The 25,090-nt window shown below is 45.7% G+C and carries 21 protein-coding genes; 11 read left to right on the top strand and 10 right to left on the bottom strand.

The features are described from left to right. Positions 1 to 68: 68 nt before the first annotated feature. The 3 genes from RWM02_RS01530 to RWM02_RS01520 all read right to left on the bottom strand — a co-directional run bounded on the left by RWM02_RS01530 (position 69) and on the right by RWM02_RS01520 (position 4,226). The gene (locus RWM02_RS01530) at positions 69 to 500 is read right to left on the bottom strand and encodes a fatty-acid--CoA ligase (RefSeq protein WP_314068678.1); all 432 of its coding nucleotides are present in this window, start codon (positions 498 to 500) and stop codon (positions 69 to 71) included. Next, complete coding sequence (locus RWM02_RS01525; protein ID WP_314068676.1) at positions 500 to 3,577, bottom strand: cytochrome c biogenesis protein CcsA; 3,078 nt, start codon at positions 3,575 to 3,577, stop codon at positions 500 to 502. Before RWM02_RS01525 ends, RWM02_RS01530 begins: the two co-directional genes overlap by 1 nt. 85 nt (positions 3,578 to 3,662) lie before the next feature. Then, positions 3,663 to 4,226 carry an RBBP9/YdeN family alpha/beta hydrolase gene (locus tag RWM02_RS01520; RefSeq protein WP_314068674.1) on the bottom strand — a complete coding sequence of 188 codons (564 nt, stop codon included), beginning with the start codon at positions 4,224 to 4,226 and terminating at the stop codon, positions 3,663 to 3,665. A gap of 300 nt (positions 4,227 to 4,526) precedes the next feature. On the opposite strand from RWM02_RS01520, the gene phsA reads away from it, so the two are divergent. The 5 genes from phsA to RWM02_RS01495 all read left to right on the top strand — a co-directional run bounded on the left by phsA (position 4,527) and on the right by RWM02_RS01495 (position 10,260). Next, positions 4,527 to 6,815: a thiosulfate reductase PhsA gene (phsA, locus tag RWM02_RS01515; RefSeq protein ID WP_314068673.1), complete on the top strand. Its 2,289-nt coding sequence runs from the start codon at positions 4,527 to 4,529 to the stop codon at positions 6,813 to 6,815. A 10-nt stretch (positions 6,816 to 6,825) separates the two neighbouring features. Then, a complete protein-coding gene (locus RWM02_RS01510) occupies positions 6,826 to 7,395 on the top strand; it encodes a 4Fe-4S dicluster domain-containing protein (protein WP_122871089.1) in 570 nt (189 codons plus the stop codon). After that, positions 7,388 to 8,359: an NrfD/PsrC family molybdoenzyme membrane anchor subunit gene (gene nrfD, locus RWM02_RS01505; RefSeq protein WP_004321539.1), complete on the top strand. Its 972-nt coding sequence runs from the start codon at positions 7,388 to 7,390 to the stop codon at positions 8,357 to 8,359. The genes RWM02_RS01510 and nrfD overlap by 8 nt, the downstream gene beginning before the upstream one ends. A 124-nt stretch (positions 8,360 to 8,483) precedes the next feature. Next, positions 8,484 to 9,152 (top strand): response regulator transcription factor, encoded by a 669-nt coding sequence (locus RWM02_RS01500; protein ID WP_314068672.1) that lies wholly within the window; start codon positions 8,484 to 8,486, stop codon positions 9,150 to 9,152. Continuing rightward, positions 9,136 to 10,260, top strand: coding sequence for a sensor histidine kinase (locus RWM02_RS01495; RefSeq protein ID WP_314068671.1), 1,125 nt, complete (start codon positions 9,136 to 9,138; stop codon positions 10,258 to 10,260). The genes RWM02_RS01500 and RWM02_RS01495 overlap by 17 nt, the downstream gene beginning before the upstream one ends. On the opposite strand, the gene RWM02_RS01490 is transcribed toward RWM02_RS01495, so the two are convergent. Together RWM02_RS01490 and RWM02_RS01485 are read right to left on the bottom strand one after the other, a co-directional pair. Further along, positions 10,257 to 11,108 (bottom strand): cache domain-containing protein, encoded by an 852-nt coding sequence (locus tag RWM02_RS01490; RefSeq protein WP_314068669.1) that lies wholly within the window; start codon positions 11,106 to 11,108, stop codon positions 10,257 to 10,259. The two genes, RWM02_RS01495 and RWM02_RS01490, sit on opposite strands and share 4 nt — an antisense overlap. After that, a complete protein-coding gene (locus tag RWM02_RS01485) occupies positions 11,101 to 11,472 on the bottom strand; it encodes an HIT family protein (RefSeq protein ID WP_314068667.1) in 372 nt (123 codons plus the stop codon). The genes RWM02_RS01490 and RWM02_RS01485 overlap by 8 nt, the downstream gene beginning before the upstream one ends. 131 nt (positions 11,473 to 11,603) lie before the next feature. On the opposite strand from RWM02_RS01485, the gene RWM02_RS01480 reads away from it, so the two are divergent. Then, positions 11,604 to 12,440 carry a tetratricopeptide repeat protein gene (locus RWM02_RS01480; protein WP_314068665.1) on the top strand — a complete coding sequence of 279 codons (837 nt, stop codon included), beginning with the start codon at positions 11,604 to 11,606 and terminating at the stop codon, positions 12,438 to 12,440. A gap of 301 nt (positions 12,441 to 12,741) precedes the next feature. On the opposite strand, the gene RWM02_RS01475 is transcribed toward RWM02_RS01480, so the two are convergent. The 5 genes from RWM02_RS01475 to RWM02_RS01455 form a co-directional block, all read right to left on the bottom strand. Further along, positions 12,742 to 13,800 (bottom strand): hypothetical protein, encoded by a 1,059-nt coding sequence (locus RWM02_RS01475; protein WP_314068663.1) that lies wholly within the window; start codon positions 13,798 to 13,800, stop codon positions 12,742 to 12,744. A gap of 83 nt (positions 13,801 to 13,883) precedes the next feature. Continuing rightward, on the bottom strand, positions 13,884 to 15,023 hold the full coding sequence (locus RWM02_RS01470) for a cytochrome C (RefSeq protein ID WP_314068661.1): 1,140 nt from the start codon (positions 15,021 to 15,023) through the stop codon (positions 13,884 to 13,886). Between the two features lie 101 nt (positions 15,024 to 15,124). Next, a complete protein-coding gene (locus RWM02_RS01465; RefSeq protein WP_314068659.1) occupies positions 15,125 to 15,547 on the bottom strand; it encodes a DUF6678 family protein in 423 nt (140 codons plus the stop codon). 145 nt (positions 15,548 to 15,692) lie between these two features. Beyond that, positions 15,693 to 17,528: a glutamine--fructose-6-phosphate transaminase (isomerizing) gene (gene glmS, locus RWM02_RS01460; protein WP_314068657.1), complete on the bottom strand. Its 1,836-nt coding sequence runs from the start codon at positions 17,526 to 17,528 to the stop codon at positions 15,693 to 15,695. Positions 17,529 to 17,530: 2 nt separating this feature from the next. Then, positions 17,531 to 19,987 carry an HD domain-containing protein gene (locus RWM02_RS01455; protein WP_314068655.1) on the bottom strand — a complete coding sequence of 819 codons (2,457 nt, stop codon included), beginning with the start codon at positions 19,985 to 19,987 and terminating at the stop codon, positions 17,531 to 17,533. 111 nt (positions 19,988 to 20,098) lie between these two features. Between RWM02_RS01455 and mqnE the strand changes: the two genes are divergently transcribed. Genes mqnE through RWM02_RS01430 form a run of 5 tightly spaced genes read left to right on the top strand, consistent with a single transcriptional unit; the run spans position 20,099 to position 24,824 of the window. After that, a complete protein-coding gene (gene mqnE, locus RWM02_RS01450; protein ID WP_314068654.1) occupies positions 20,099 to 21,169 on the top strand; it encodes an aminofutalosine synthase MqnE in 1,071 nt (356 codons plus the stop codon). Positions 21,170 to 21,179: 10 nt separating this feature from the next. Further along, on the top strand, positions 21,180 to 22,472 hold the full coding sequence (locus RWM02_RS01445; RefSeq protein WP_314068653.1) for an NCS2 family permease: 1,293 nt from the start codon (positions 21,180 to 21,182) through the stop codon (positions 22,470 to 22,472). A 9-nt stretch (positions 22,473 to 22,481) separates the two neighbouring features. Further along, complete coding sequence (locus RWM02_RS01440; protein WP_314068651.1) at positions 22,482 to 22,922, top strand: phosphoribosyltransferase; 441 nt, start codon at positions 22,482 to 22,484, stop codon at positions 22,920 to 22,922. A gap of 15 nt (positions 22,923 to 22,937) precedes the next feature. After that, positions 22,938 to 24,137, top strand: a complete 1,200-nt coding sequence (locus RWM02_RS01435; RefSeq protein ID WP_314068649.1) for a glycosyltransferase family 39 protein — start codon at positions 22,938 to 22,940, stop codon at positions 24,135 to 24,137. 12 nt (positions 24,138 to 24,149) lie between these two features. Continuing rightward, a complete protein-coding gene (locus tag RWM02_RS01430; RefSeq protein WP_122862775.1) occupies positions 24,150 to 24,824 on the top strand; it encodes a prepilin-type N-terminal cleavage/methylation domain-containing protein in 675 nt (224 codons plus the stop codon). Positions 24,825 to 25,090 lie beyond the last annotated feature (266 nt).

The following is a 25,090-nucleotide window of genomic DNA, read 5'->3' as shown; positions in this document are numbered from 1 at the left end:
ATTTGTTTGGGTAAAAATAAAATCGTCTGCTTAAAAATCAAACGGCGACGTTAAATTTGACGCCTGATTTACTTCTTTCTTTGCGAGGTTCCAAGCTGTTCGTAGTAGTCTATCTCGGCTACGTATTCGGGATTTTTCTTTTTTAGCTCGTTGCTCATAAAGGCTATCAGTTTTGCGTCGGCGTTTTTGTGAGAGGCCAAAATCGTGATGAAATTTAGATAAGCTTTTGCATCGCTTGGGGCTTTGCCGTTTTGTTTGGACGGGATTTTAAACGAAGCGGCGAAAATTTTTAAAGCTACAAAAAGATCGTTTTTATCGCTTTTTGGATTGCCGGCGATGTCGATTAGATCTTGCAGGGTGAGCTCTTTTTCCTCTTTTGCCGCGGGAGCATTTTGAGTGGTTTTGTCGCCGTGTTTAAATTTGACGACGAGAAAAATTAGCGCGGCGACGATTATTAAAAAAATCGCCGCCAAAATCGCTATTATGAGGGTTTGATTCATTATAATTTTACTGTTTTATCGGGCTTTCTAAAATACGCCAAAACCGTGATCAAGACCATCAAAAGCGCGCCCACCCATACGAAAGTAGGCACCGGTATCGGCTCGCCCGCAGCATACGAGTGCATGCCGCTTAGGTAGAAGTTGACGCCAAAATAGGTCATTATGATCGACCAATAAGCAAACATCGAAGTAACGGCAAATGCGTACTGGCTGTTTAGCTTAGGGATAAATCTGATGTGTAAAACCGCCGCATAAACTAAAATAGAAACAAGCGCCCACGTCTCCTTGCTATCCCAGCCCCAGTATCGACCCCAGCTTTCGTTCGCCCAGACGCCGCCTAGGAAGTTGCCCATCGTAAGTAGGCTAAGACCCAGTATCATCGCCATCTCGTTTATACGCGTGGCCTCTAGGATATTTCGCGAAATTTCCTTATGCTCTTTGCCGCCTTGCAGAGCAAAGAGCACGAGCGTAAACATACCAAGTAGCGAGCAAAGTCCCAAAAATCCGTAGCTAGCTGTTATGACTGAAACGTGGATCGTTAGCCAGTAGCTCTGAAGTACCGGCACTAGAGTAGTGATCTGTGGATCCATCCAGCTAAGGTGTGCGACAAATAGCGTAACGCCCGCTAAAATCGATGTTAGCGCCATGGCTATCGGGCTTTGGCGAGAGAACACGAGACCTGATAAGCTAAGCGCCCAAGCGATATATATCATCGACTCGTAGGCGTTGCTCCACGGTGCATGCTCGGCGATATACCAGCGTATGCCGATGCCGAAAGTGTGTAGTAAAAACGCCAAGATATTTACGCCGTAAACGATACCAAAAAGCCATTTGATGTTTAGTTTAGGTTTTGCCATCTTGGCAAACACGAAGCATAAAAGCCCAAACCCTGCCAAAAGATATATCGGCGTTAGCGACTCGAAAATTTTATATTCGTTAAAAAACAGCTCCATCTCGACGCGTTTTTCACTTGGGATGACCGCTTTGCCGTGCTCTTGTTGATAGGTTTTTATCTCGGCTAGAGCTTGATTTGCACGGCGCCAGTTGTTGTTTTCTGTAGCTTCGGCAACGCTAGTGAAGTAGCTTCTTAGCATCCTGCCGATCGGCTCGCTCTCGTTTTTAGGAAGATATATCATAGCCGAAGCTATACCGTACCATTTGTTGTTTGGATCATCCATCTTTGGAAACATCGTAAAGACTTCGCCTATAAACACCATATAAAGGATATTTAGACGCTCGTCCACCTTTTGCAGGTCTTTATCGAATGTTCCGCGCTCGCCCGGAGTTTTGCGGTTTGCGGCTTCGGCAAATTTGTTGAGTTTGTAGATGATTTTACCGTCTTTATCGCTTGCAAAAAAGTCGTTATAGCTTGCGTATTTGGCCTTTTCGTCTATGCCGATTAGCTTTTTTAGCTCTTTATTTCCGACGTAGATTATCGGCACGTCGCGCCAGTACGGGGCGTTTACCATCATCGAAAGTATGGCTTGGTTTGCATTTAGGCCGTCTAGTGTATCGCCGCGGTGGATTTTGTTTAAAATTTCCCTTGCTACGGTGTCAAAAGGCTTCATTCTGCCGTCGGCGCTTTGGATGATTAGCGTCGAAAGCTCTTTAGCATGGTTTGCGTCGATATTTCTAGCGTTATCGACCGCATAAGTTTTGCTTGGGGTAAATGCCGCAAAACAGGCGATTATCGCGAAGCTGGCGACTTTTTTCACGGCGTCCTCGTTTATCATTTTAGCTAGTTTTCTAAAGCGCGAGCGTGGATTTACGACGTTAAAAAATAGTCCTAGTCCTAGCAAAAAGTAGCCGACGTAGGTCGGAATCTTGCCTGGGTCGCGGTTTACTGATAGTACTGTGCCAAGCTCGTCTTGATCGTAGCTGCTTTGGAAAAATCTATATCCGTCGTGATCTAGTACGTGGTTCATATAAATTTTATACGGGTAGTTTCCGGTCCTAGAGTCCTCGACGATGACGTCGCTAGAGTAGCTCATCGGCGAATTTGAACCCGGATAGCGTTTAAGTTCAAAGTCCTCAAGTTTTAACGAAAAAGGAAGTTCGACCATCTTTGAGCCCCAGTAAACGTTAAAAAGCACGCCGTCGATCTTAGCTTTAGCAGGTATGTAGCTGTTTTCATAGAGCATGAGCTGCTGAGTTTGTCCGTCAAACGTCAAATTTGCCACCAATGCGTCGTATTCGCCGTTTTTGCTCACGACTCGCTTGGCTGCTTTGGTTAGCAATGATTTTGGAACGAAATTTACGTCCGTGACCGTATAGAGCTGCATCGGTAAAAACTCGGTCGCTTGGTCTTTTTCGTACTCGCCTTTTTCATTTGTCGCCATCGTAAAGTAGCCGATATTTTGGTTTGAAGTTAGATAAAATTTGCCCTCTTTTAGCTCGATTTTGACGAAATTTTCAAGTAGTGGCTGCGCATCGAATGCAAAGCTAACGCCGCCCACCTCGCGAGTTTCGCCGGCTTGCAGGCTTATTTCTTCTTTTGAGTCCGGGCTTGAGACCGCAAGCCTAACGAGCGGCTCACCTTTTTCGGCTTCGTAGTACTCGGTTTCGGCCTTTTTATAGTATCCGTCAAAGGTTAAATTTGCTTTTTTCCCCGCGATTTCAAGCGGCAAGTTAAAGTCGTTTGAGCCGACGGAAGTGATTTGTTTTGGGATTGAGTTTGAGTAAATTTGACCGTCTTTTTCGGCTGCGATTTCTATTCTAGAAACGGATCCGAATACCGCGTTTGAGGTTTCGTTTTCTCTGATGTGGATGTTGCCCTCAAAGCCTAGATATCGCGTCATCGCCGCGCCTAAAAGCATAAACAAAAAGCTAACGTGAAATATCAAAACAGGTAGTTTTTCTTTTCTTAAAAGGTTGTATCTAAAAATATTGTAAGCCAAATTTATGCCTAAAAGCACCTGAACTAAAGCAAACCAACTCGCTCCGTAAACCGCCGCCCACGCGCTTTTTGTGTCGTAGTAGCTTTCTATTATCGTCGCTGCGCCGCTACCGATGGCAAATATAACAAGTAGCACGACGGCCGACGTCATACTGAAAAATAGGGATTTTAACTCGCTCAAAACAGATCCTTGAACATAAATTTAGTAAATCAAAATGCACATTATAGTAATTTTTTTTAAATAATCTTACTTTTTAGTTATTATTTTATGATAATTTTTCGTCTTTAAGTTTAAATAAATTTAATATAAACTCAAATTCGCTAAAGCCGTCCGCACCCAAAAAGTGCCCGCCATTTTCAAAGATATCTGGCGTTACGCCTAAATTTCGAGCGACCTTTAGGCTAAGCTCGCAAGGCACGATATAGTCGTCTTTTGCGGCTATTACTTTTATAAAATTCGTCGCCGATTTTATCTTTTCGTAGTCGATTTTGGGCTCGCAAAATTCATTTAATATAGCAAATTCCTCAATCGGCTCGTCAAACGGCGAGATAAGGACTAGGCCGCCGAATTTGGGCAAATTTGTAAAATCGCTGAGGAAATTTAGGCTAGTTATCGTGCCCAGACTGTGAGCGATGATGAATGAATTTTCGCCTAAATTTACGTTTTGCTTCATCGTTTCTAGCCACTCGTTTAGCTTTGGCGTTTGCGGGTCTGGCATCTTTAGAATTTCTACCTCGGCAAGTCCGCGCATCTTTTCTTTAAACCAAGAAAACCAGTGGCTTTGCGGCGAGGCGTCGTAGCCGTGAATGATGTAAATTTGCTTTTTCATTAATTTTGCCTTTTTAAAAAAATACGCGAATTATATACAAATAAAATTAAAATAATTTTTTGGCGAAAATCGCAAGAATTATTTTTAAATTACAAATTTAAGCAAACGACGGCTCAAATATCATCATACGTCAAAATTTGATATTTGTAAATTCGACAAATTTGAAGTTAAATTTAAATTATTTCCCTAGAAAACGGATACTTGTTATCAATTAAAATTTATATTGATATAAAAATTTTACGTATAATTTACATTGATTATTTAAGATTTCATCAAATTTATTTCAAAAAGGGAGAAAAAATGGATACTTCGAGGCGAAATTTCTTAAAAGCGTCCACCGCCACGGGCTTGCTTGCTATGACTTACGCGCCCGGTACTTTAGGCGCCGTCGGCGCCAAAGCGCTAGAAGGCGGCGATAAGACCGTTTATAGTTTTTGCGAGATGTGCTCTTCTCGCTGTCCTATCGAGGCCAAGGTCGTAGACGGCAAAACCGTCTTCATCCAAGGCAACGGCAAAGTAGGCGGTACGGCGACATCCGTATGCGCTAGAGGCGGCAGCGGACACAGTCAGCTTTACGATCCGCAGCGTCTTGTTAAGCCTCTCATCAGAGTAGGTGAGCGCGGCGAAAACAAATGGCGCGAAGCCGGCTGGGACGAGGCGCTAGATCTAGTCGCTAAAAAAATGCTCGAGATCAAGGAAAAATACGGTCCCGAGAGCTTTGTATTTACGGCAAAATCAAGCCAAACGCACAAGCTAATGACGACCTTTGCTAGCGCATACGGTTCGCCAAACTGCTTTTCCCACTTCTCCTGTTGCCCGATCACTTATCAGATGGTTTGCGAGCATATGTACGGCGATGCGAAGCTAAAAAGAGACTTTGGTAATGCAAAATATATCGTAAATTTCGGTCACAATCTTTTTGAAGGCATCGTAATAGGCGACACCAAAAAGCTAGCCGCAGCAGCTGAAAAAGAGGACGTGAAGCTACTGGTACTAGATCCGCGCTTTAGCGTCGTGGCGGGTAAGGCCGACGAGTGGCTACCCGTAAAACCGGGAACCGATTTGGCATTTGTTTTAGCCCTCATCCATACGTGGATAAAAAACGACGCGTACGATAAAGAATTTATAGAAAAATTTACGATCGGATTTGACAAAGTCGTAGAAGCGACCAAAGATACGACGCCGCAGTGGCAAGAAAATATCACGGGCATCCCCGCCAAAACGGTTGAACGAATCGCTGGCGAAATCTGGAAAGCCGCGCCTAAGGTCATCATCGACTTCGGTCACAACACGACTACTACTAGAGCCGAATATATCCGCACTAGAGCTATAATGACCGCAAATGCGATGATGGGCAACTGGGAGAAAAAGGGCGGAATTTTCGGCGGCAAAAAGGCTAAGCTATATAATACTTTAGCGGGAGAAGAGCTAATCCCAGAGATCACGAACCCGGATGCCGCGATAAAAGTGCCTAAAACCCCTAGGATAGACGGTGCCGGCGAGGACGGGGTAAATAAATTCGTAGGCAGGAGTCACGGCGTTTTGATGCAAATTCCGCAAGCTATATTAAGCGAAAAGCCTTATCCGGTAAAAGGCTGGTTTAGCATAAGATTTAATCATCCTATAAACGTCGCAGGTACGCAAACTACGATAGAAAGCCTTAAAAAGCTTGACTTTATCGTTTGTTCGGACATTTATATGAGCGATTTCGCGATATGGGCGGACGTGATACTACCTGAGAGTACCTATCTGGAGCGCGACGAAGGCATCGAGGATAAATCCGGCCTAAAACCCGCATATATGATAAGAAATAAGGTCGTAGATCCAGTCGGCGATACTAAAAACGGCTACGATATCTTTAGGGAGTTAGCCCGCAGGATGAAAATAGACGAGCTATATACTTCAAATACGATGGATGAGTGGCGAATGCGGCAAGTAAAGGGAAACGCCGAGCTTTTGGCTAAGCTGGTTAAAGACGGTTACGTCACTTGGAAGGTGCCGGGGATTTTGTTTAGAGAAAAAGATAGTGTAAAAGAATTTACTAAAAAATTTCCTAGCGCGGCGCAGTTTGTGGGCGAAGACGGGCTTATGGAGTCGCAGGTAAAATTTAAAACCGAAAGCGGCAAAATAGAGCTTTTTAGTGAAAAAGTGGAAAAACAGTTTCCTGGGTACGGCTGTCTAAATTCCGAGGGCATGGATGTATTTTTCGGCGAGGAGCTTTGTCTAATGAGCGGCAAAACGCCGATACATACCAACGGACACACGCAAAACGTCGAATTTTTAAACGACCTGATGAGTAGCGCGCCCGTCTGGATACACCCTAATACCGCGAAAAAATACGGGCTAAAAGATGGCGACAAAATAACCCTGCAAAGCAAAACCGCAAAAGAAAAAGCAAGCGTGATGCTGACTGAAGGCATCAGGGAGGATACGCTTTTCGTCTATCACGGTTTCGGTCACGAAAGCGCGGGACTAAAGCGTACGAACGGCGTGGGAACTAATCAAAGCAAGTTGCTAGATCCCTCTGTGATCGGCCCCGTCGCCTCTACGATGGTACGAAACGTCGGCGTCAAGATAATAAAAGCGTAAAGGAAAAAAGATGAAAAAAGCGTATAGAATGATACATGACGAAAACCTCTGCATAGGCTGTCAGGCTTGCTCGGTGGCTTGCAGGAGCGAAAACGAAGTGCCTAGAGGCGTTTTTAGACTTCAAGTCCATTCGCAGATAAAGGGCAAATTTCCAAATTTAAAAACCGACTTTAGCAGACACAGCTGCGTGATGTGCGAGGACGCTCCGTGCGTGGCGGTTTGCCCTACTGGAGCTAGCTTTCAGACGGCTGAGGGTATCGTGCTGCTAGATCACTCTACCTGCGTATCTTGCAAATACTGCATCCTAGCCTGTCCTTACGACGCTCGCTACGTCGAGCCAAAAACCGGCGAGATAGGCAAATGTACGTTTTGCTTTGAAACTAGAGTCAGCGTAGGCGAGCAGCCTGCGTGCGTGACCGTTTGTCCGACCGATGCTTTGGCGTTTGGCGATATAAACGATCCAAACAGCGAAGTAAGTAAAATTTTAAATACCAAAACTCACTACTATCCTAAAGCCGAGCTTAAAACCAAACCTAAGCTTGCTATGATAGCTAACCGCAAAGGAGGAAGCCATGAATAATATGTGGGGAAGCGTAGCGCAATATAATGAAATTTACTGGCCGTGGCCGATAGCGGTTTATCTATTTTTAGCGGGTTTGTCCGCAGGCGCGATGATGGTTGCATTGCTTGTTAAGTGGAACTACCACAAAAAACAAGACGGCAGTATCTGGGACGCGATGGTAAAGGCGGGCGCTCTAGTGGCTCCTATAACGATTACCGTGGGCCTTGCGCTTTTGGTGCTTGACCTTGGCAAACCGCTTAGTTTTTACTGGATTTTGATTAAGTATAACTTTGGTTCGGTTATGTCTATCGGCGTTGCGTTATTGCTACTTTATACGCCGCTGGCTTATCTTTTTGCGGTGATTATTTTTGAAGAAGAGATAGAAAAGTATAAAATTCTAGCGATTTTACGTCCTATTTCTAGGCTGATTCGCTCTTTCGCGCCTCTTTCAAAGATAGTCGAGATGGCGCTTTTCGGCCTTGCGATCGGCGTGGGTATATATACGGGCTTTTTGCTTAGCGCGATTACGAAGCTTCCGCTTTGGAACACGCCGATTCTACCGATCTTGTTCCTAACCTCAGGCTTTAGCTCGGGTGTAGCGACAAACATCTTGGTCGGACTTTTGTGCTTCAAACACCTTCTTAACGAAGACAACGTGAAGTATCTTTTGGTTATGGATTTGCGCGCCGTACTTTTCGAGATACCGCTTATAGCTATACTATTTTTGGGACTATATTTCGAGGGCGGAGCTAGCGCGGTCGCCGCAAAACAAGCTCTAAGCACCGGACAATATGCGTTAATATTTTGGATAGGCGTCGTGGGTATCGGACTTTTGACCCCTATCACCATAGCGCTAACGGCTCTTAAAAATCACGCTTATAGAGTGGGCTACATCATAGCAAACTCTCTTGTAGTTATCTGCGGCGTCGTGATGCTAAGATACTATATAGTTTATGCCGGTCAAGTTTTCACGGGCGCGTGAAATTTAGGCTAAACTATACGCATTAGGCTCGGTAAACTCGCCGGGCCTTTTTAAATTCAGACGATCCAAAATCATTTTTAGCTATCATCTCCCTTAAAATATTGCGATAAAATTCGGAGAATTTATGAAAATTTTACTGCTTGAAGACGACTTCGTATATCGTGAGAGCGTTAGCGAATACCTAGAAAGCCTAGGCTACGAGGTCGATGAGGCGCCAGACGGCAAAGTAGCCTGCGATAAGATAGCGGCGGGCTTTTATCACCTGCTGATCCTTGATATCAAGGTCCCGCATATAAGCGGACACGAGGTGATAAAATACGCCAAAGATATCGGCTATGACGCGCCTATCATGATAATGACCTCGCTCGTGGATATAGACGATATGGCGGTCGGATACGAGCTGGGCTGTAACGAGTATCTAAAAAAGCCCTTTGAGCTAGCCGAGCTAAAATTTAGAGTAAACGAGCTAATGCGAAAATATCACGGCAGAGACGATAAAAACTTGATCGCGATCGATGAAAACTTTAGCCTCGATACCGCCAAAAAGCGGCTTAAATTTAAAGGCGAGCCGGTTGAGTTAAGTATGAGAGAATTCGACATCATCGAGTGTTTGCTGTTTCATAAAAATAGCTTTGTCGGTATCGAAAGGCTGCGCGCCGAGGTGTGGAACGACAAGGAGATCGACCCCGCCGACGTGCGCATGCACATACTAAAAATCCGTCAAAAAACGACTCCCGAGTTTATAAAATCATCGCGCGGACTAGGCTATAAGATAGATGTTTCAAAATCTTAAAATCCCTATTTTAGCTACTTTTATCATCATGGCTTTGTTTATATTTCAAAGCTACGAGATTATAAATTTAAGCTCCAAAGACGAATACTCAAAAAATATGTTCGAGCTACTGGAGTACGAGGGTAAAATCCGCAAAGCGCTCGATAAAAACGAGACTTTGCCTATTTCGCTCACATATAGATACGGCGTTTTTGATCTCAAAGAAAAGCAAATCGTCTCAAATTTAGACGCGCGCCCGAGCGATTTAAAATTTATCACCCGCCAAGAAAACGGCCATCTTTTTTACAAGACCTATTTTAGCGCGGACGGCGAGTTTTATTATCTCGTGCTAGCCAAAAAGCAAAACGCGGCTAGGATTTTATTCGTCGCGGCTCTAACTCTAGCGTTTGCGCTCGTGGTCGTATTTTTTGCGCTTTATTTGTCGTTTGTTAGCGGGATAAAGCCATATAAAGACGCTAAAAAATATATGAATAATTTTTTTAATGACGCGATGCACGAGCTAAAAACGCCGCTGGGCGTCATCGGTATAAACCTTGAGATGCTAGGCCTTGATAACAAATACGTCACCCGCATGCGCTCGGCTCTAAAGCAGATGCAAGTTACATACGAGGACACCGAGTACTACATCAAGCGCGGATATATTTTATTTCCGCCCGAGATTTTAAATTTGAGCGAATTTTGCCTCGAGCGAGCGCGGTATATGCGCGGTATCGCGATGGCGAAAAATATCAAAATTTACGACTTCATCGAGCCTGATTTGCAAATTTTCATGAGCAAGATAGAGGCGGGCAGACTAATCGACAACAACCTAAGTAACGCCGTAAAATACAGCCGCGAAGGAGGGATAATAAATTTGCGCCTTTTTGAAAAAAGCGGCAAAATCGTGCTCGTAGTCGAGGATGAGGGCGAAGGCATAAAAGATACGAGTAAAATTTGGAAACGCTACGTTAGAGACGAGGGCGTGCAGGGCGGCTTTGGCTTGGGGCTAAACATCGTGCAAAGCATCTGCGTGAAAAACGGCGTAGAGTACGGCGTTAAAAGCGAACTGGGCAAAGGCAGCGTCTTTACCTACAAATTTTCGCCATACTCAAAAAGCTTGCTTGACTAATCAAACCAAACGCCGAGTTTTGCTAAATTTCGCTCTTTTGAGTCCGAGTTAAAATAAATCACGAAGTAGCCCACGCGCTCGCCCTTTGCGTCGTTCATCGGCTGGACGGTAAAGGCGTGCGAATCCGTCTGATAAAATCCGCCGCTTTTAAATTTGATATCTTTTAGCATCGGCAAGACGTTTAAATTTGCGTAGCTCTTATTTACGAAATGAAAGCCTTCGATGATGCCCTCGTCGCTGCTGTTTTGATAGGGCAGATCGCCGCCGGCGTCGAGCAATACGAAAAGATCAAGCCCTTGCTGCGAGAAAAAGTCGCTCAAATGCTTAAAATCAAGCAGCACTTCGATACTGCCGAGCATCTTTTTATCCTCGAATATCGGAGCGACCGACCTAATGAAAACTCCCGCGCGACCGACCTCGATGCCTGCGGCTACGCCGTTTTTAGCCTCGGCTAGCAGGTGGCGAAAGTTCGTTAGATCGTCGTCATACATCGGTATCCAGCTCCTAGCAAAACTCCTCATTTCGGGCGTATGGATGTGAAATTTGGCATTTTGGTAAATCGGCACCTTGCTTAGCGTTTTGGTAAATTCGCCAAGCGTCTCTAGGCACATCCGGCGGTCGTTTTGGCTCATGCATTTTTTTACGTGCTCGTTTTGCGCTAGTAGCGCCGCCACCGTCATCGCGGAGAGTTTTTCCTCTTCGATATTTTTATTTAAAATTTGCGTTTGAAAGTCGAGAAATTTTTTGATATTTTCCGTCTGCGTCTGCTCGTCCCAGCGCGCTTTATAAACCGCCAAAACGCCTGCTACTACGATGATCGCGAGCGTTAGAAGTATTTTTTTATTCACGTGTTTTGCCTAGCTCGCGTGCTAAAATTTGAGAAAATTCTGCAAAATCTGGCAAATTTAGCTCGCCCTCGCGCTGCTTTTTACCCCACATGGACTCCGGGAAAAAGCTATCGCTCTCAAACCTCGCCATCACGTGAAAATGCACGCGCGGCACGTAGTTGGCAAAGCTTGCGATGTTTATTTTGGTTGGATTATAAAATTTTCTCATTACTTTTTCGGTCGTCAAAACCGCTTCAAAAACCCTTTTTTGCGTCGCTTCGTCGCAGTCTGTTAGCTCCTTAAACGGCGTTTTGGTAAAAATTTTTACCCACGGTATCTCGCTTGTTTCGCGCTCGATAAAAATCAGCTCGTCTTCAAAAATCATTTTACGCTCCTTTTTGATAGCGATTTTAGCTAAATTTGAATTTTAATCTTTTTAAATTTATACTTCAGGCATTTTGGCTTCGACGCTTTACGGCGGTAAATTTATAAAATTTTGAAAGGAAATTTGAGCTTATGAGACGTTTGGTTTTGTTCATATTTTTTGCGGCGCTGTCTTTTGGAGGCGAGCTAGCCGATCTGCGCGATGAGTGCGAGAAGGGAAACAAGGAGGTTTGCAAGAGTTTGTCAAACGCGATTAAAAATTTAGAACTCGCTTGCAAGAAAGGCGGTGAGGAAAACGCGATGGCGTGCGCTGGACTTGGCTATTTTTACGAATTTGACAAAGAATTTACAAAAGCCGTGCGATACTACGACAAGGCTTGTGGGCTGGGCACTGACAAAGCCTGCGTGTATCTGGGGTTGCTTTATCAAAACGGACAAGGCGCGGCGCAAGATCACAAAAAGGCCAATGAGCTTTTTGCTAAAGCTTGCGAAAAAGACGTAGGCGAGGGATGCGCGAGCCTAGCGTATAGCTACGGCAAGGGACTTGGCGTCTATCCCGACGGCAAAAAGACGAATGAGTTGTTTAGCAAGGCCTGCAAACTAGGCGAGGAAACGGCGTGCTACAATCTAGCTCTAAGCTACGCACTAGGCGACGGCGTAGAAAAGGACGCGGCAAAGGCGGCGCAGATGTATGCGGCCTCTTGCGAGCGCGGACACGTTGGCTCGTGCGCCGACCTTGGGGTTTGCTATTTTAAGGGCGAGGGCGTGGAAAAAGACTACGAAAGAGCCGCTTTGCTTTTTACTCGGGCTTGCTCGGGCGCTAGCGCGCTAGCATGCGCAAATTTGGGCTTTGCGTACGAAAAGGGCATGGGCGTAGAAAAGAATAAAAACACCGCCAAAGAACTTTACGACAGGGGTTGCAAGCTCGGAGAATTTAACGCGTGCCAGTATCTAAAAAATTTGCGTTGAGGCGAGCGGGCAAATAAAGCTTGTTGCTTTAATGGGCGTTGAGACAGAGTAAGCTTGCGATTAAATTTGAAAATTGCGCACGGCATAGCAGGTAGCTAGGGCAGGGCGTGGCGAAAAGCTCATCTAAAGCCCGCACCGCTCGTGTGCCGATCTATGCCTGCCGTGCTGCCATTTTGATGATAAGCTGACTTAAGTAAGAAAATGGCCTGCTACAACTGATAGCAAAAGCAAAAATTTAGCGTCAAAATTAAAATAGCGTGGGCGCACAAATCCAAAATAAATTTGACGCTCGCAACTAAATTCATCTTTTAAAGTCATGGATTTCGATATTTACGCCGTATTTTTTGCAAAGCTCGCTTACTTTCTCTTTTAGTCTTTCCTCGTCATAGCAGATTAGATCGATGTATGCGTGCTTCTGCCCGGTTGCGCCGCCGATTATCTCCAAAAACGAGCCGCAGCTTTCTAGCTCATCGTCCTCGATTTTATTTCGCAGATCAAAGCCCGCCTGCACGTCGCCGCCGTTATCAATGCTAAGAAAGCAAAATTTGATACCGAGCTCGAAGGCTTCGTTATAGATGTCGCGCTCGCCATTTAGGTACTGATTTACGATGGCCGTTAGGCAGGTGGTGCCCACGATCACGTCCTCGCGCACTCCATTGCCACGCGGCTCCATCTGATAGCTGAAAAAATTTTTTAGCGGTTCGCGCGCGGCTTTTTCGCCGAATTTCTCATCGATCAGATCGGCGAAATCGCTTAGCGGCACGCCGTTTTCCTGTGGCTTATCGAGCACCTCAAGCTCGCCTAGCGTATTTATGATTGCCGTTTCGCCGATCATATTGTCAAGCAGGATAAAACTAAGATTATAGGCCTTGCCCTCGTCCTGCGCAAGTAGAGCCGCTAGGTTTTCGTTGTAAATTTTAATATCCACGTCGCTTTCGTTAAACTGCGCGTAGATCATCGACTCCTCGGCGTTTACGTGCGTATCGTACATCTCGATCCCGCCGATACCTCGCGGCGCGCGCGGCTTTCCGAGCGTGCAGCGCATTTTGGATTCGAGCTGCTTGGGCATAGCGTTTTTGATAAAGCTTAGCCAAAATAATCGGTGTCTCATGCCCTCGGGAGTCAGCACCAGATCGAGCTTATCGCCCGCAAGTCCCGTCATAAAATATGGCTCGGCAAGGCAGATACGAAGCTTCTCGTCGGCCTTTTGCATCGCCTTTTCAAACTCCTCCGCCGCCAAATCAGCCTTGATCTCATCTATCACGCCGCTAAATTCCGCCCAAAATTTATCCACTCTGCCGGCAAAAGTGCTTGGAATTTGCGCCTTTTCAGCCTTTTTGCCAAAACCGAATAGCCCCATATTTTCTCCTTAAATCAAATTTTGCTTGCATTATAGCTAATTTTTTGCGCAGGCTCGGGGCGCAAATTTCAAAAGCCCCGCCCTCACGTGCACTGAAAGCAGCCGCCCAAAACCTCGCATTTCTCGCAGATCTGCACGTATATGACGCCCTCGCCCTCTATCATCTCGCCAAACGGGATCTGCGCTAGATGCTTCATCGTCCCGCCGCAGCTAGGACAGGCTAGATACTCGGCGTCCTGCACCCACTGCGGATAGCCTCCCACGGTCGTATCAAGCTCGCCAAAGCAGCCGTAAAATGGCGCAACCTCGCCGCCTAGCTTAAATTTCATATCGCACAGTCGCGCCATGTCCTCTTGCGAAAAACAACTCTCCGTAAATCCTTCGCCTTTATAGCTTAGCTCCGGCTTGCCGTCTGCGCCTCTCTTGCAAAAATAAATGACCGAACCGATACAGGTCGGGCAGCAGCGAAAGATCGCGTCGCGCTTTAAATTCAGAAACGCAAGCCGCGGCTCATCGGCCTTAAGACGCAGCATATCCAGCATCTCGCATCCGCAAAACTCGCACTTTTGCCCTGTAGGCCTGCCGATTTGTACGGGCTCATCCGCGTTTAAATTTACCCAGCCGCTCGCGCGCTCGCCGTTTTTCTCCTCGCCGTCTTTCACGCGCACCGCAGTAAGGCATTTATCAAAAACTAGCGATTTGCGCTCGCCCGTCTCGTCAAAGCTCCAGCCGCCGATTTTCGCGTAAAAATCTGTGCCTACGTAGAGCTTTTTGCGCCACGGCCTCGGATTTTTATACAGCTCGTAAAAGAGCTCCGCCGTTTTTTCGTCGCCCTGCCACGCAAGCGAGCACAGAAGGTGATTTAGCGCGTTTTTGGAGTTATCTTGTAGCGAGTCTAGTTTGGCTATGAGCGCGTCTCTTACGTCATTAGGCGCGCCGAAGTAGAGCTCGGGCGGATAGTAGACCTGCTTCGCCGCCGCAGCTCGCGCGATCCTTGTATCATGGATATCCAGCAGGCTAAAAAGCGCCCAAAAATCGTTACAAATCTCATCCCATTTTTCGATCTCGTCGATTCTGTCCACGATTTTTAGGATCATAGCCTCCACTTCGTCCGCGCTTAGGTTTAAAATCTCCTCTCGCCTCTGCTTTTGGCGGCATGAGTGGCAGATGCCGTCAAAATAGATCGTGTTTTCTCCGCATTTTGGGCATAGATGAGCGCTCATTTTTGCTCCTTTTAGTTAAATTTCGTCAAATTTTATCAAATTTCGCTACATTTGGCGAGCAAGCGCGGCTTTAAATTTGACTTCGTTTGCCTGCGTCAAATTTATCTATATCCGCAAATTTTTAGCCCGCTTTCATCTATTTCATAGTCAAATTTACCTGCCTTTGTCATGGCCTCTAGCACCGTTTCAAGCGGATTTTGGATAAATTTAGAAGCGAGTTTTTCGGCTCTGTTCATACGCGCCCGCTCGTAAAATTTAGGCACGAAAACCCAGCGCAAATCCTTAAATAAAATCGCACCGTTGGCGCAGTCAAAATACCCGTCCCCTAAGCAACCAAAGCCGCAGACGATCGCGATCTCCTCGTCGCTTGATAGCAGCTTTACGCTTATGTCCTTGCAGCCCGAGGCCTCTAAAATTTCGCAGAGTTTAAGCCATTTTGCGTCATTCATCAGCGACGCGAGACGGCGCGCTTTTTTATCAAGTCTTTTTTGATAAATTTCGTATTTTTCGTTTAAATTTTGCATGATACTCCCGGCGCCTATGAATTTATATTTAAATTTAGAATAAAGTTTGAGAGAAATTTAGGCGAGAGGTCTACTCGTCTAAATTTACAGATTGGGATTAAAGGCGAAATTTAACGTCGCCGCTCGTCAAATTTCGCCTATTAATTTACTCTACCGTCACGCTTTTAGCGAGGTTTCGCGGCATATCCACGTCGTTGCCCAGCCTCACGGCGATTTCCAGCGCAAAAAGCTGCAGGATGATCATCATCTCGAAAAACTCGCTCATCGGGTGAGCTTGCCTGCTCGTTTTGATAAAATCGTCGCTAAGCTCGAACTCCTCGGGGCTGATCGCAAGTATATAGGCGTCGCGGGCGGCGAGTTCCTCGACGTTGCTTTTGGTTTTTTCGTAAAGGACGGTTTGCGGCATCAGCGCGATCGTAAAGAGCCTTTCGTCGGCAAGCGCGATAGGGCCGTGCTTCATCTCGCCCGCAGGGTAGCCCTCGGCGTGCAGATAGGAGATCTCTTTGAGCTTTAGCGCGCCTTCTAGCGCTAGCGGATAAAATATATCGCGCCCGATAAAAAAGAAGCCATGGCCGTGCAAATAGTGCTTGGCTAGGCGGCGGATACGCTCTTGGGGCTCTTTGCTGATGTTTAAAATTTGCGGAACGTGCAGGAGTGCCGCGATCTCGCTTTTTAGCTCTTCTTTGCTTATGGAGGCTTTAGCCTGCGCGATTTGCAGCGCTAGCATCCACAGCGTTACTACCTGCGTGGCGAAGGCTTTGGTGCTGGCTACGCCCTTTTCGATGCCCGCGCGAGTTAGCAGCGTGTCGTCCGCTAATCGCACGATCGATGAGTTATCGACGTTGCAGATGGCTAGCGTCTTTAGCCCCGCTTGCTTGGCGATTTTTAGCGCTTCTAGGGTGTCGGCCGTCTCGCCGCTTTGCGAGATGACGATAAAAAGGGCGTTTTTGTTTAGCTTTGGGCGTCTATAGCGAAATTCGCTCGCGATCTCGACCTTGGCTCTAGTGTCTGCTAGCCGCTCAAAAAGATAGCTAGACGTAAGGGCCGCGTGATAGCTAGTGCCGCATGCGCAAATCACTATATCATCGATATTTTGCAGGTACTCGTTCGTTAAATTTTCAAGACCTACCGCATCCTCTTTGACGCGTCCCATTAGCGTTTCTGAGACTACCGCGCTTTGTTCGTAAATTTCTTTTTCCATGAAAAAGCGGTAACCCTCTTTTTGCGCGTAGCTTTTATCGGCAGGCAGAGCGGCAAAGCTCGGGCTTAGTTTTTTTGCGTCTTTAAAAACTGCGATCTCGTCTAGGCTTACAAATCCGTAGCTTTTGTCGTCTAGGTAGCACACCTCTTTGGCTAGGCCGATTAGCGGGGCGTCCGAGGAGGCGAAAAATACCTCTTTCTCCTCGCTTTTGCCGATAGCTAACGGTGCAGCGTCCTTGGCGAAGAAAATTTTGCCCGGAGCCGTTTTGGTGATAAGCAGCGTCGCGTAAGCACCGTGCAGACGCGCTACCGTAGCCTCGTATGCTTTAAACGGCTCGCCGATAGTTTTTAAATTTTCCTCAAAAAGATGCACGATAACCTCGGTGTCGGTTTGACTGAGGAAGTTAACGCCCTTTGCCTCAAGCTCCTCTTTTAACTCTTTGTAGTTTTCGATGATGCCGTTATGAACGACGAAAGAGTGCTCGCCAAGGTGCGGGTGAGCGTTGATCTCGGTGGGTTTGCCGTGCGTAGCCCAGCGCGTGTGCCCGATCGCTACGCCCTCGCCGCTAGAGCTAAAGCCCTCTGATTTTTTGGCTAAATTTTCAAGCTTGCCGATGGCTTTAAAAAAGGCGATTTCTTGCGCGCATTTGTCGCAACCGCCCTCTAGGCTCATCACAGCCATGCCTGCGCTATCGTAGCCGCGGTACTCAAGCTCTTTTAATCCGTTTAAAATAAACTCTCTTTTTTCTCTATTGCCGACGTAACCGACGATTCCGCACATGTTTACTCGCTTTCTAATAATTTTAAAATTTCGCCCAAATCCACGCCCTCGCGCTTTTGTATAAGCAGCAAATTTCGCGTCCTGTTTTTTACGGTTTGGATTCTAGCGTTGGCTATTTTTACATCAAATTCCTTAAAAACTCCCAATACGTAAGCCATCAGCCCGCGCTGATCTTTCGCGTTTATGCCAAGCTTCGCGTACTCTTGCGAGTGGTTTGGGTCGAAATTTAGCTCGCCTTTTAGTATGGTCGGGCGATTTATCTGCGCCGAGGCACCGCTTTTTAGAGAGATCTCGATGAGGTTTTTTAGGGTTTCTAGTTCGCTTGATTTTACGTTTTTGTTAAACTCCAGCTTGACGTAAAATTTACCGTCAAACAGCTCGAAAATCTCCATAAATCCAAGATCAAGGTGAGCCAAAGACGAGAGCAAAACCGCTAAATTCGGGTAGTTTTGCGCGTAAATTTCGATGCTTAGGCTTTGGTGATTTTGTATCTGCACGCTTAGTTTATCGGCGTTTTGAGCGGCCCAGGCGATGCCGATGATGTCTGCTGGTTGGTATTTGGCAAAGAGTAAATTTGAGCGGATGGCGAAAATTTTTTCTTTCAAATTTTCGTTTAAGGCTGCAAATTTAGCGTTTCGCCTGATGCTAAGCTCCTTTTTTACGCGCCTTGAAGCTTCATCGAGCAGATTTTCATCCTCGAAGCTTTGCAAACAAATGCCGTAAAGCTCGCGCAAAAGTCGCGCCAGATAGGGCGTATAGAGCTTTTCGTCGGTTGCGTTTATCACGCAGTAGGCGACGATATAGGAGAGTTTTAGGGTTTGCGGGTCGCCTAGCTTTGAGATAAAGCTAAAAATCGTGTGCTGATCGTAGATATCCTCGCGGTTTGCCACGTCGTTCATCAGCGTGTGGTAGCGTACGAGCGTAACGCCGATATTTACGGCCTTTGCGCTCAAATTTAGCTTTGCGGCGTAGGCGCGAAAGATATTTGAGCCCACGACCGAGTGATCGCCGCCTAGACCCTTGCCCGCGTCGTGCAGCAGTAAGGCTAGCTTTAGCAGCGTGCGCCCCTCGATACAAAGCTCGTCGTAAAGCGATTTTACGAATTTATCTTTGATATTTTCGGCAAATTTGACGCTTAAAACGCAGTGCTCGCCGACGCTAAATTTATGGTAGCCGTCAAATTCGGCCAAATTTACGGCGTGCTCGAGCGGCTTAACTAAAACTGGCAAAATCTCCGCGTCCAAAAGCGCCTTAATGATGCAGTGAGCGTGGTTTCGCATCAAAATTTTTCTAAAAAGCGCGAGCGAATCCTCGGCGTCTTCTTTGCTGATTTGCGCGCGTTTTAGGTAAAAAATCGTCCCGACGTCAAATTTATACTCCGCATCGCCGAGAGCTACAAGCTGCTTTAGTACGGCGTTTAGAGGGCGAGGGCGGACGTGTAGCGGTACGTAAATCGTGTTTTCAAATCTATAAAATCCGTTTTTTAGCCGAGCAGCTCGCAGCTGGCTAAATTTAACCCCGCTCGTAAATTTACTCCTGTAAAAGCTAGCGACCAGATAGCGCGAGAAAACGGCGACCGAGTGCATGCAGAAAAAGAGTTTTTGGGATATGACGCTACTGTTTTCTTGCGTTTTTTTGGACTTGGTTTGCATGAGCGCGGTGATCTCGTTTAGCTTGGCGGGATCAAAAATGTCGGAGTCGGAGGTTAAATTTTGCGCCGATTTTACGCAAAGGATAAAATCAGCCGCCAAATTTAGCGCGCTAAGTTCCTTTTCGTCGATAAATTTTAGAGCCTGCGAGCGCATGCTGATCTCGTTTTCAAAGCCGTTTAGAGCGCAGTTTAGGTAGTAGATGTCGTTTGTGCCGCCAAGGTCGTTTTTTAGATCGGGCTCTTGCCTAATATTTGGGATCTCGTTAAAAGCGCCTAAATTTTTGGCGTAAAATTTGAGATTTTCCTGCGCGTTAAATTCGCGAGTTTTATAAATCTCCGAGCGAGCGGCCTTATAAAGCGTCCGCGAGCCGCAGATATAGCGGATGCGGCTAAACGCGGCCTTTGCTTTGTGGTCGTTTTTGTGCGATTCGAAAATCTCGTCCAGCTCGCAAATTTTAATATTTAGCTTTAAATTTGAGCCCTCCAGCGCGGCGACTAGTTTTTTTAGGATAAATTTGACGTTAAAGCCGGCATTTTCTTTAAAGACGAGTAAAATCTCTAAAACCGAGCTCGTGGAGATGAGGTTGTCGGCGTACTTTTCGGTAGCGATGACGCAAAACGGGATAAAATCTACATCTGGGTTAAAGTCAGCGAAAATCTCGTCCAAAACACGCGCGCACAGAGCTTTTATGAGCTCGTCGCTTTGCTTTGCGATGAAATTTGCAAAGCCCTTGCCCTGAAGCTTTTTTAGCTGCGAGGCTAAATTCGTGCCTCCTAAAACGCCGTTTAAATTTCCTTTTAAAGCCACTTTTTACCGCCGTCTTTTTGTGTAAATTTTATCCGATGATACTAAAATTTTGCAAAAACAAAGCTTTTTTAACATATAATCGCCGTTTAATATCTATTTTCGGAATAAAATTTGACAAATTTAATAGAAAAACTCCAAAGCGGCGAACGTCTGGACGCGGACGAATGCGCCGTCTTGTACGACCTGGACCTTTTTACGCTGGGTAAATTCGCAAACGCCAAACGGCGAAAACTGCATGGCAAAAAAGTATTTTTTAACGTAAATCGCCACATAAATCCGACAAACATCTGCGCGGACGTGTGTAAATTTTGCGCGTTTTCGGCAAACCGCAAAAATCCTAATCCATATACGATGAGCCACGATGAGATCCTAAAAATCGTCGAAAAAAGCGTCGCCGGCGGTGCAAAAGAGATACACATCGTCTCGGCGCACAACCCCGACACATCGTGGCAGTGGTATTTGGAAATTTTTAAAAAGATCAAGGAAAAATACCCGCAAATCCACGTCAAGGCGCTAACTGCCGCGGAGGTTGATTTCCTCTCGCGAAAACACGGCCTTAGCTACGAAGAAGTCGTAGAAAAGATGCTCGAATACGGCGTAGACTCGATGCCCGGCGGCGGAGCGGAGATCTTTGACGAAGAGGTCAGGCGTAAAATCTGCAAAGGCAAGGTAAGCTCCGAAAACTGGCTCAAAATCCACCGCCTTTGGCACGAAAAGGGCAGAGAAAGCAACGCCACGATGCTGTTTGGCCACGTAGAAAGCAGGCAAAACCGTATCGACCATATGCTGCGAATCCGCGATTTGCAGGACAAAACGGGCGGATTTAACGCCTTTATCCCGCTGGTTTATCAGCGCGACAACAACTATCTAAAAGTAGAAAACTATCCCGGTTCGGCCGAAATTTTAAAAACATTTGCGATCTCGCGTCTGGCGCTCGATAACGTCGCGCACATAAAGGCGTACTGGGCGACATCGACGATAAATTTGGCCATGGTCGCGCAGGAATTTGGCGCTGACGATCTAGACGGCACGATAGAAAAAGAGAGCATCCAAAGCGCGGCCGGAGCGAAATCGGCAAGCGGTATGAGTCTTAGAAATTTTACCGATCTCATTCAGACTTCGGGCTTTGTCCCCGTCGAGCGAGATAGCTTGTATAACGAACTAAAAATTTACGATAACTAAGGAGGCGGAATTGGATTTTTTTAAACTCAAGCAAAACGGCACTAGCGTAAAGACCGAGTTTAGCGCAGGACTCACGACCTTTTTAACGATGATGTATATCGTGCCCGTAAACGCGATAATCATGAGCAAAACGGGCATGCCGATGGACGCACTCATCACGGCTACGGCGCTCATTACGGTGATCGCTACCGTGCTAAACGGCATATGGGCGAACACGCCTGTGGCTATGAGCGTGGGAATGGGGCTAAACGCGTATTTTACCTTTGGACTAGTGCTAGGTATGCAAATACCGTGGCAGACGGCTCTGGGCGTGGTTTTCATCTCGGGTATAATTTTCGTCGTGCTATCTTTTACAAATTTTAGAATCTGGGTCCTAAAGTCTATCCCCGATGACGTCAGACGCTCGATAAGCGCGGGCATAGGCGCCTTTATCGCCTTCGTCGGACTTCAGCAAATGGGCGTAGTCGTAAACAACGACGCCGTACTGGTCGGGCTTGGAAATTTAAAAGATCCAAACGTTGTTTTGGGCTTTGTGGGGCTATTTTTCGTTATACTTTTTTGGGCGTGGAAGGTTAAGGGCGCCTTCATCATCGCGGTATTTACGACCTCGGTAGTCGCTTGGATTTTCGGTATCGCGCCGTATCCGAAGGAGTTTATCTCGCTACCGGCTTCGATCTCGCCGATATTTTTAGAGCTTGACATCATGGGCGCGCTATCTTTTGCGCTGATTCCGGTGATCGTTACATTTTTCGTGACCGATCTTTTCGACTCTATCGGCACGCTAGCGGGCGTGGGAAATAGAGCGGGAATCTTTGACGAGAGCAATCAAAAAGGCGTCGAAAAACTAGAAAAAACCCTCGAAGCCGACGCGGTAGCCACAATGGTTGGCTCGCTAGTGGGCGTTAGTACGACGACGTCGTTTGCCGAGAGTGCTAGCGGCGTAGAGGAGGGCGGCAAGACGGGACTAACGGCGGTGTTTTGCGGACTATGTTTTGTACTTACGATTTTTATGCTGCCGCTTTTTAAAGCGATACCTTCAAACGCGATATATCCGATACTCGTGATGGTCGGCGTGCTGATGTTTAGCGAGCTTGGAAATATAAATTTTAAAGATCCCGCTATCGCCGTATCGACATTTTTGATAGTTATTTTGATACCGCTTACGTATTCGATCACGACGGGACTTTCGTTTGGATTTATGGCGTATTTGCTGGTTCGTATCATGAGACGGGAGTGGGAATACGTAAATATCGGTGTTATCGTACTTGCGCTCATTAGTTTTATAGTATTTTTAGTGCATTAAGGAGAAAACATGTTAAAGTATCCGTTTGAGGAATTTCATAAAGACGTAAAAGTAATGGTGCGGGATATCAAAGAAAACTTCGAGCCAGAAGTGATTTTAGCAGTCGCTCGCGGCGGTCTTACTTTGGGGCATTTTTTAGCGAGCCTGCTAAATAACCGTAATCTTTTTACGCTAAACTCAATCCACTACGAAGAGACTAAAAAGCTCGATACTATCGATATCTTTAACATCCCTGATCTATCTAAATTTAATAAAATTTTGATAGTAGACGATATGATCGATACTGGCGAGAGCATGATAGCTATCAAACAAGAGCTTCTAAAACGCTTCCCGCATATCGAGCTAAAGATCGCGACTATCTTTTATAAGCAAAAAGCGCTTTTACTGCCTGACTTTACGGTGAGAGAGGCGCACGAGTGGATAGAGTTTTTCTGGGAAGAGCAAATTTAAGCCCTAAATTTAGCCATGTTGCGCTCGGAAACGTTTTTACTTTTTATCATCTGCCTTATTGATTTTTGCTTTTTGTCGTATGCGATTAGCACGATTAGCATCAGCTACTATGAGGCGGATGCGTTTTATAACTCGCCTAAAATTTCAGCCGTTTTGGCTAGATTTTCGGTTGAGGTTTTCGGGCAAAACGACTATGCTTTGCGGCTTCCTTTTGTTATTTGCCATATTTTTAGCGTCGCGCTGCTCTACAAGGTCTCAAAGCAAATTTTAAAACGCAAATTTGACCGAGTAGTAAGCGCAGTCGTGTTTATATTGCTTCCTGCGACGATGGCGTCGGCGATCTTGGTAAACGACGCCGGCATCATAATCGCGCTTTCGCTTTTAAGTATTTATCTTTATCAACTACGCAAAATGCTAGCCTTTTACGCGCTTTTATGCGTGTTGCCTTTTGTTAGCGGCGCATTTTTGGTTTATTTTTCGGCTATTTTTGCATTCGGCGTTTATAGGCGCGACGCTAGGATGGCTTGGGTTGCGGCGCTGCTTTTTGCGCTTTGCTTTTACTTTTACGGATTTGACTCGGGCGGTAAGCCTAGTGGCCATTTGCTTGATACCGTGAGTATTTTTGCCGCCGCGTTTTCGCCTTTTATTTTCGTCTATTTTGTCTATGCTATGTATAGAATTTGGATAAAAGAGACCAAAAATTTACTCTGGTTTGTCTGCATAACGGCGTTTTTGTTTTGCTTGGTTTTATCGATCAGACAGCGGCTTGAGCTCGAAAACTACCTGCCTTTTTGCGTTATTTCGGTGCCGATTTTGGTTCGGGTATTTTTTAGCTCGTACCGCGTGAGATTGCCGATGTTTAGGCGCGGGTATAAAATTTTAGCTTCTTTTGCGGCGGCTTCTTTGCTCGTTGGGTTTTTGTTCGTACTTTTTAATGAGATGCTTTACGGCATACTAAAAGACCCGACCAAACATTTTGTTTACAGATATCATGTAGCAAAAGAGCTTGCAAAAGAGCTAAAAAATGAAGGCGTAGAAAAAATTTTTACGGGTGATAAAAAGCTAGATTTGAGACTTAAATTTTACGGCGTAGATACGCGTCCGGACGCAAATTTGCAGCTAGCAAATTTGGACTTAAAAGATAATTATGGTAATATAGCGGTCTATAAATTCGGCGTAAAAATCGTAAATTTTAAGATTATAAAAGATGATTAGAGGATAAATTTGATGAAAAAAGCTTTTACTATGCTAGAGCTTGTCGTTGTGATCGTGGTAATAGGAATAATAGCCGCCGCTGCGTTACCGAGAATAAACGACGATCATATCGCAGAGGCTGCCGACCAAGTGATGTCGCATATCCGCTATACTCAGCACCTAGCTATGCAGGATAGTAAATTTGATCCTACTGATGCTAGGTGGTTTAGAAAGAGGTGGAGTATAACTTTTACTAGGGCTGCATTTTGCGACGGTGCAAACGAATGGAGATATAGCGTATACCATGACGATGGAGATGCGACAGGTAATTTAAATTCGGCAAACGAAGTTGCAAGAGACCCATTGGATTCGAATAGATTTATGAGCTCAGGATGGGCAGGCATTTCGAGTGCCAATTGCGCAAACGCTAGCAGTAAATATAATTTGGCAAAAAAATTTGGCATAACTGATGTACGTCTAGGTGGGGTATGCGGAGGCAATTTGCAAACTATCTCTTTTGACGAGTTTGGAAGACCTATGAGAAGCGTAAGTACTCCTGGTGGAGGTGGTGCAGCTAGGGGATATGATAGACTGGTTCATAATGGCGAAAATTGTCAAATAGTTTTGAGTACGGCTAAAAAAACAGCTACTATAACCGTAACGCCAGAAACTGGCTTTTTGCAGGTTGCTTTTGCTGATCGTTCGTAAAATTAAAAAATATACGAATTTGGTTTATTTATTCAGCTTTTTTTAAGCATCCTATCTGTATAATTCGAGCTCACGAATTGAGAAACCACCTTTAACTTTCACGTTAATAAAGCCTTTTCTTTTAATATCGTAAGTTTTAATTTTGAGTTAAATAAACCATTCTCTAATTTTAGAGAATCTTAAAATTAACTTTTAAATTATGTTTTTTAATTTAACACTGTTAAACTAATTAGTCAATCTTTGAAATCTAAACAAGTGATCGATTG

This window comes from Campylobacter showae, assembly GCF_963515975.1.
Classification (GTDB): domain Bacteria; phylum Campylobacterota; class Campylobacteria; order Campylobacterales; family Campylobacteraceae; genus Campylobacter_A; species Campylobacter_A showae_F.
Note: the sequence above shows the minus strand (reverse complement) of the source record. Positions and strands in the feature narration are given on the sequence as shown.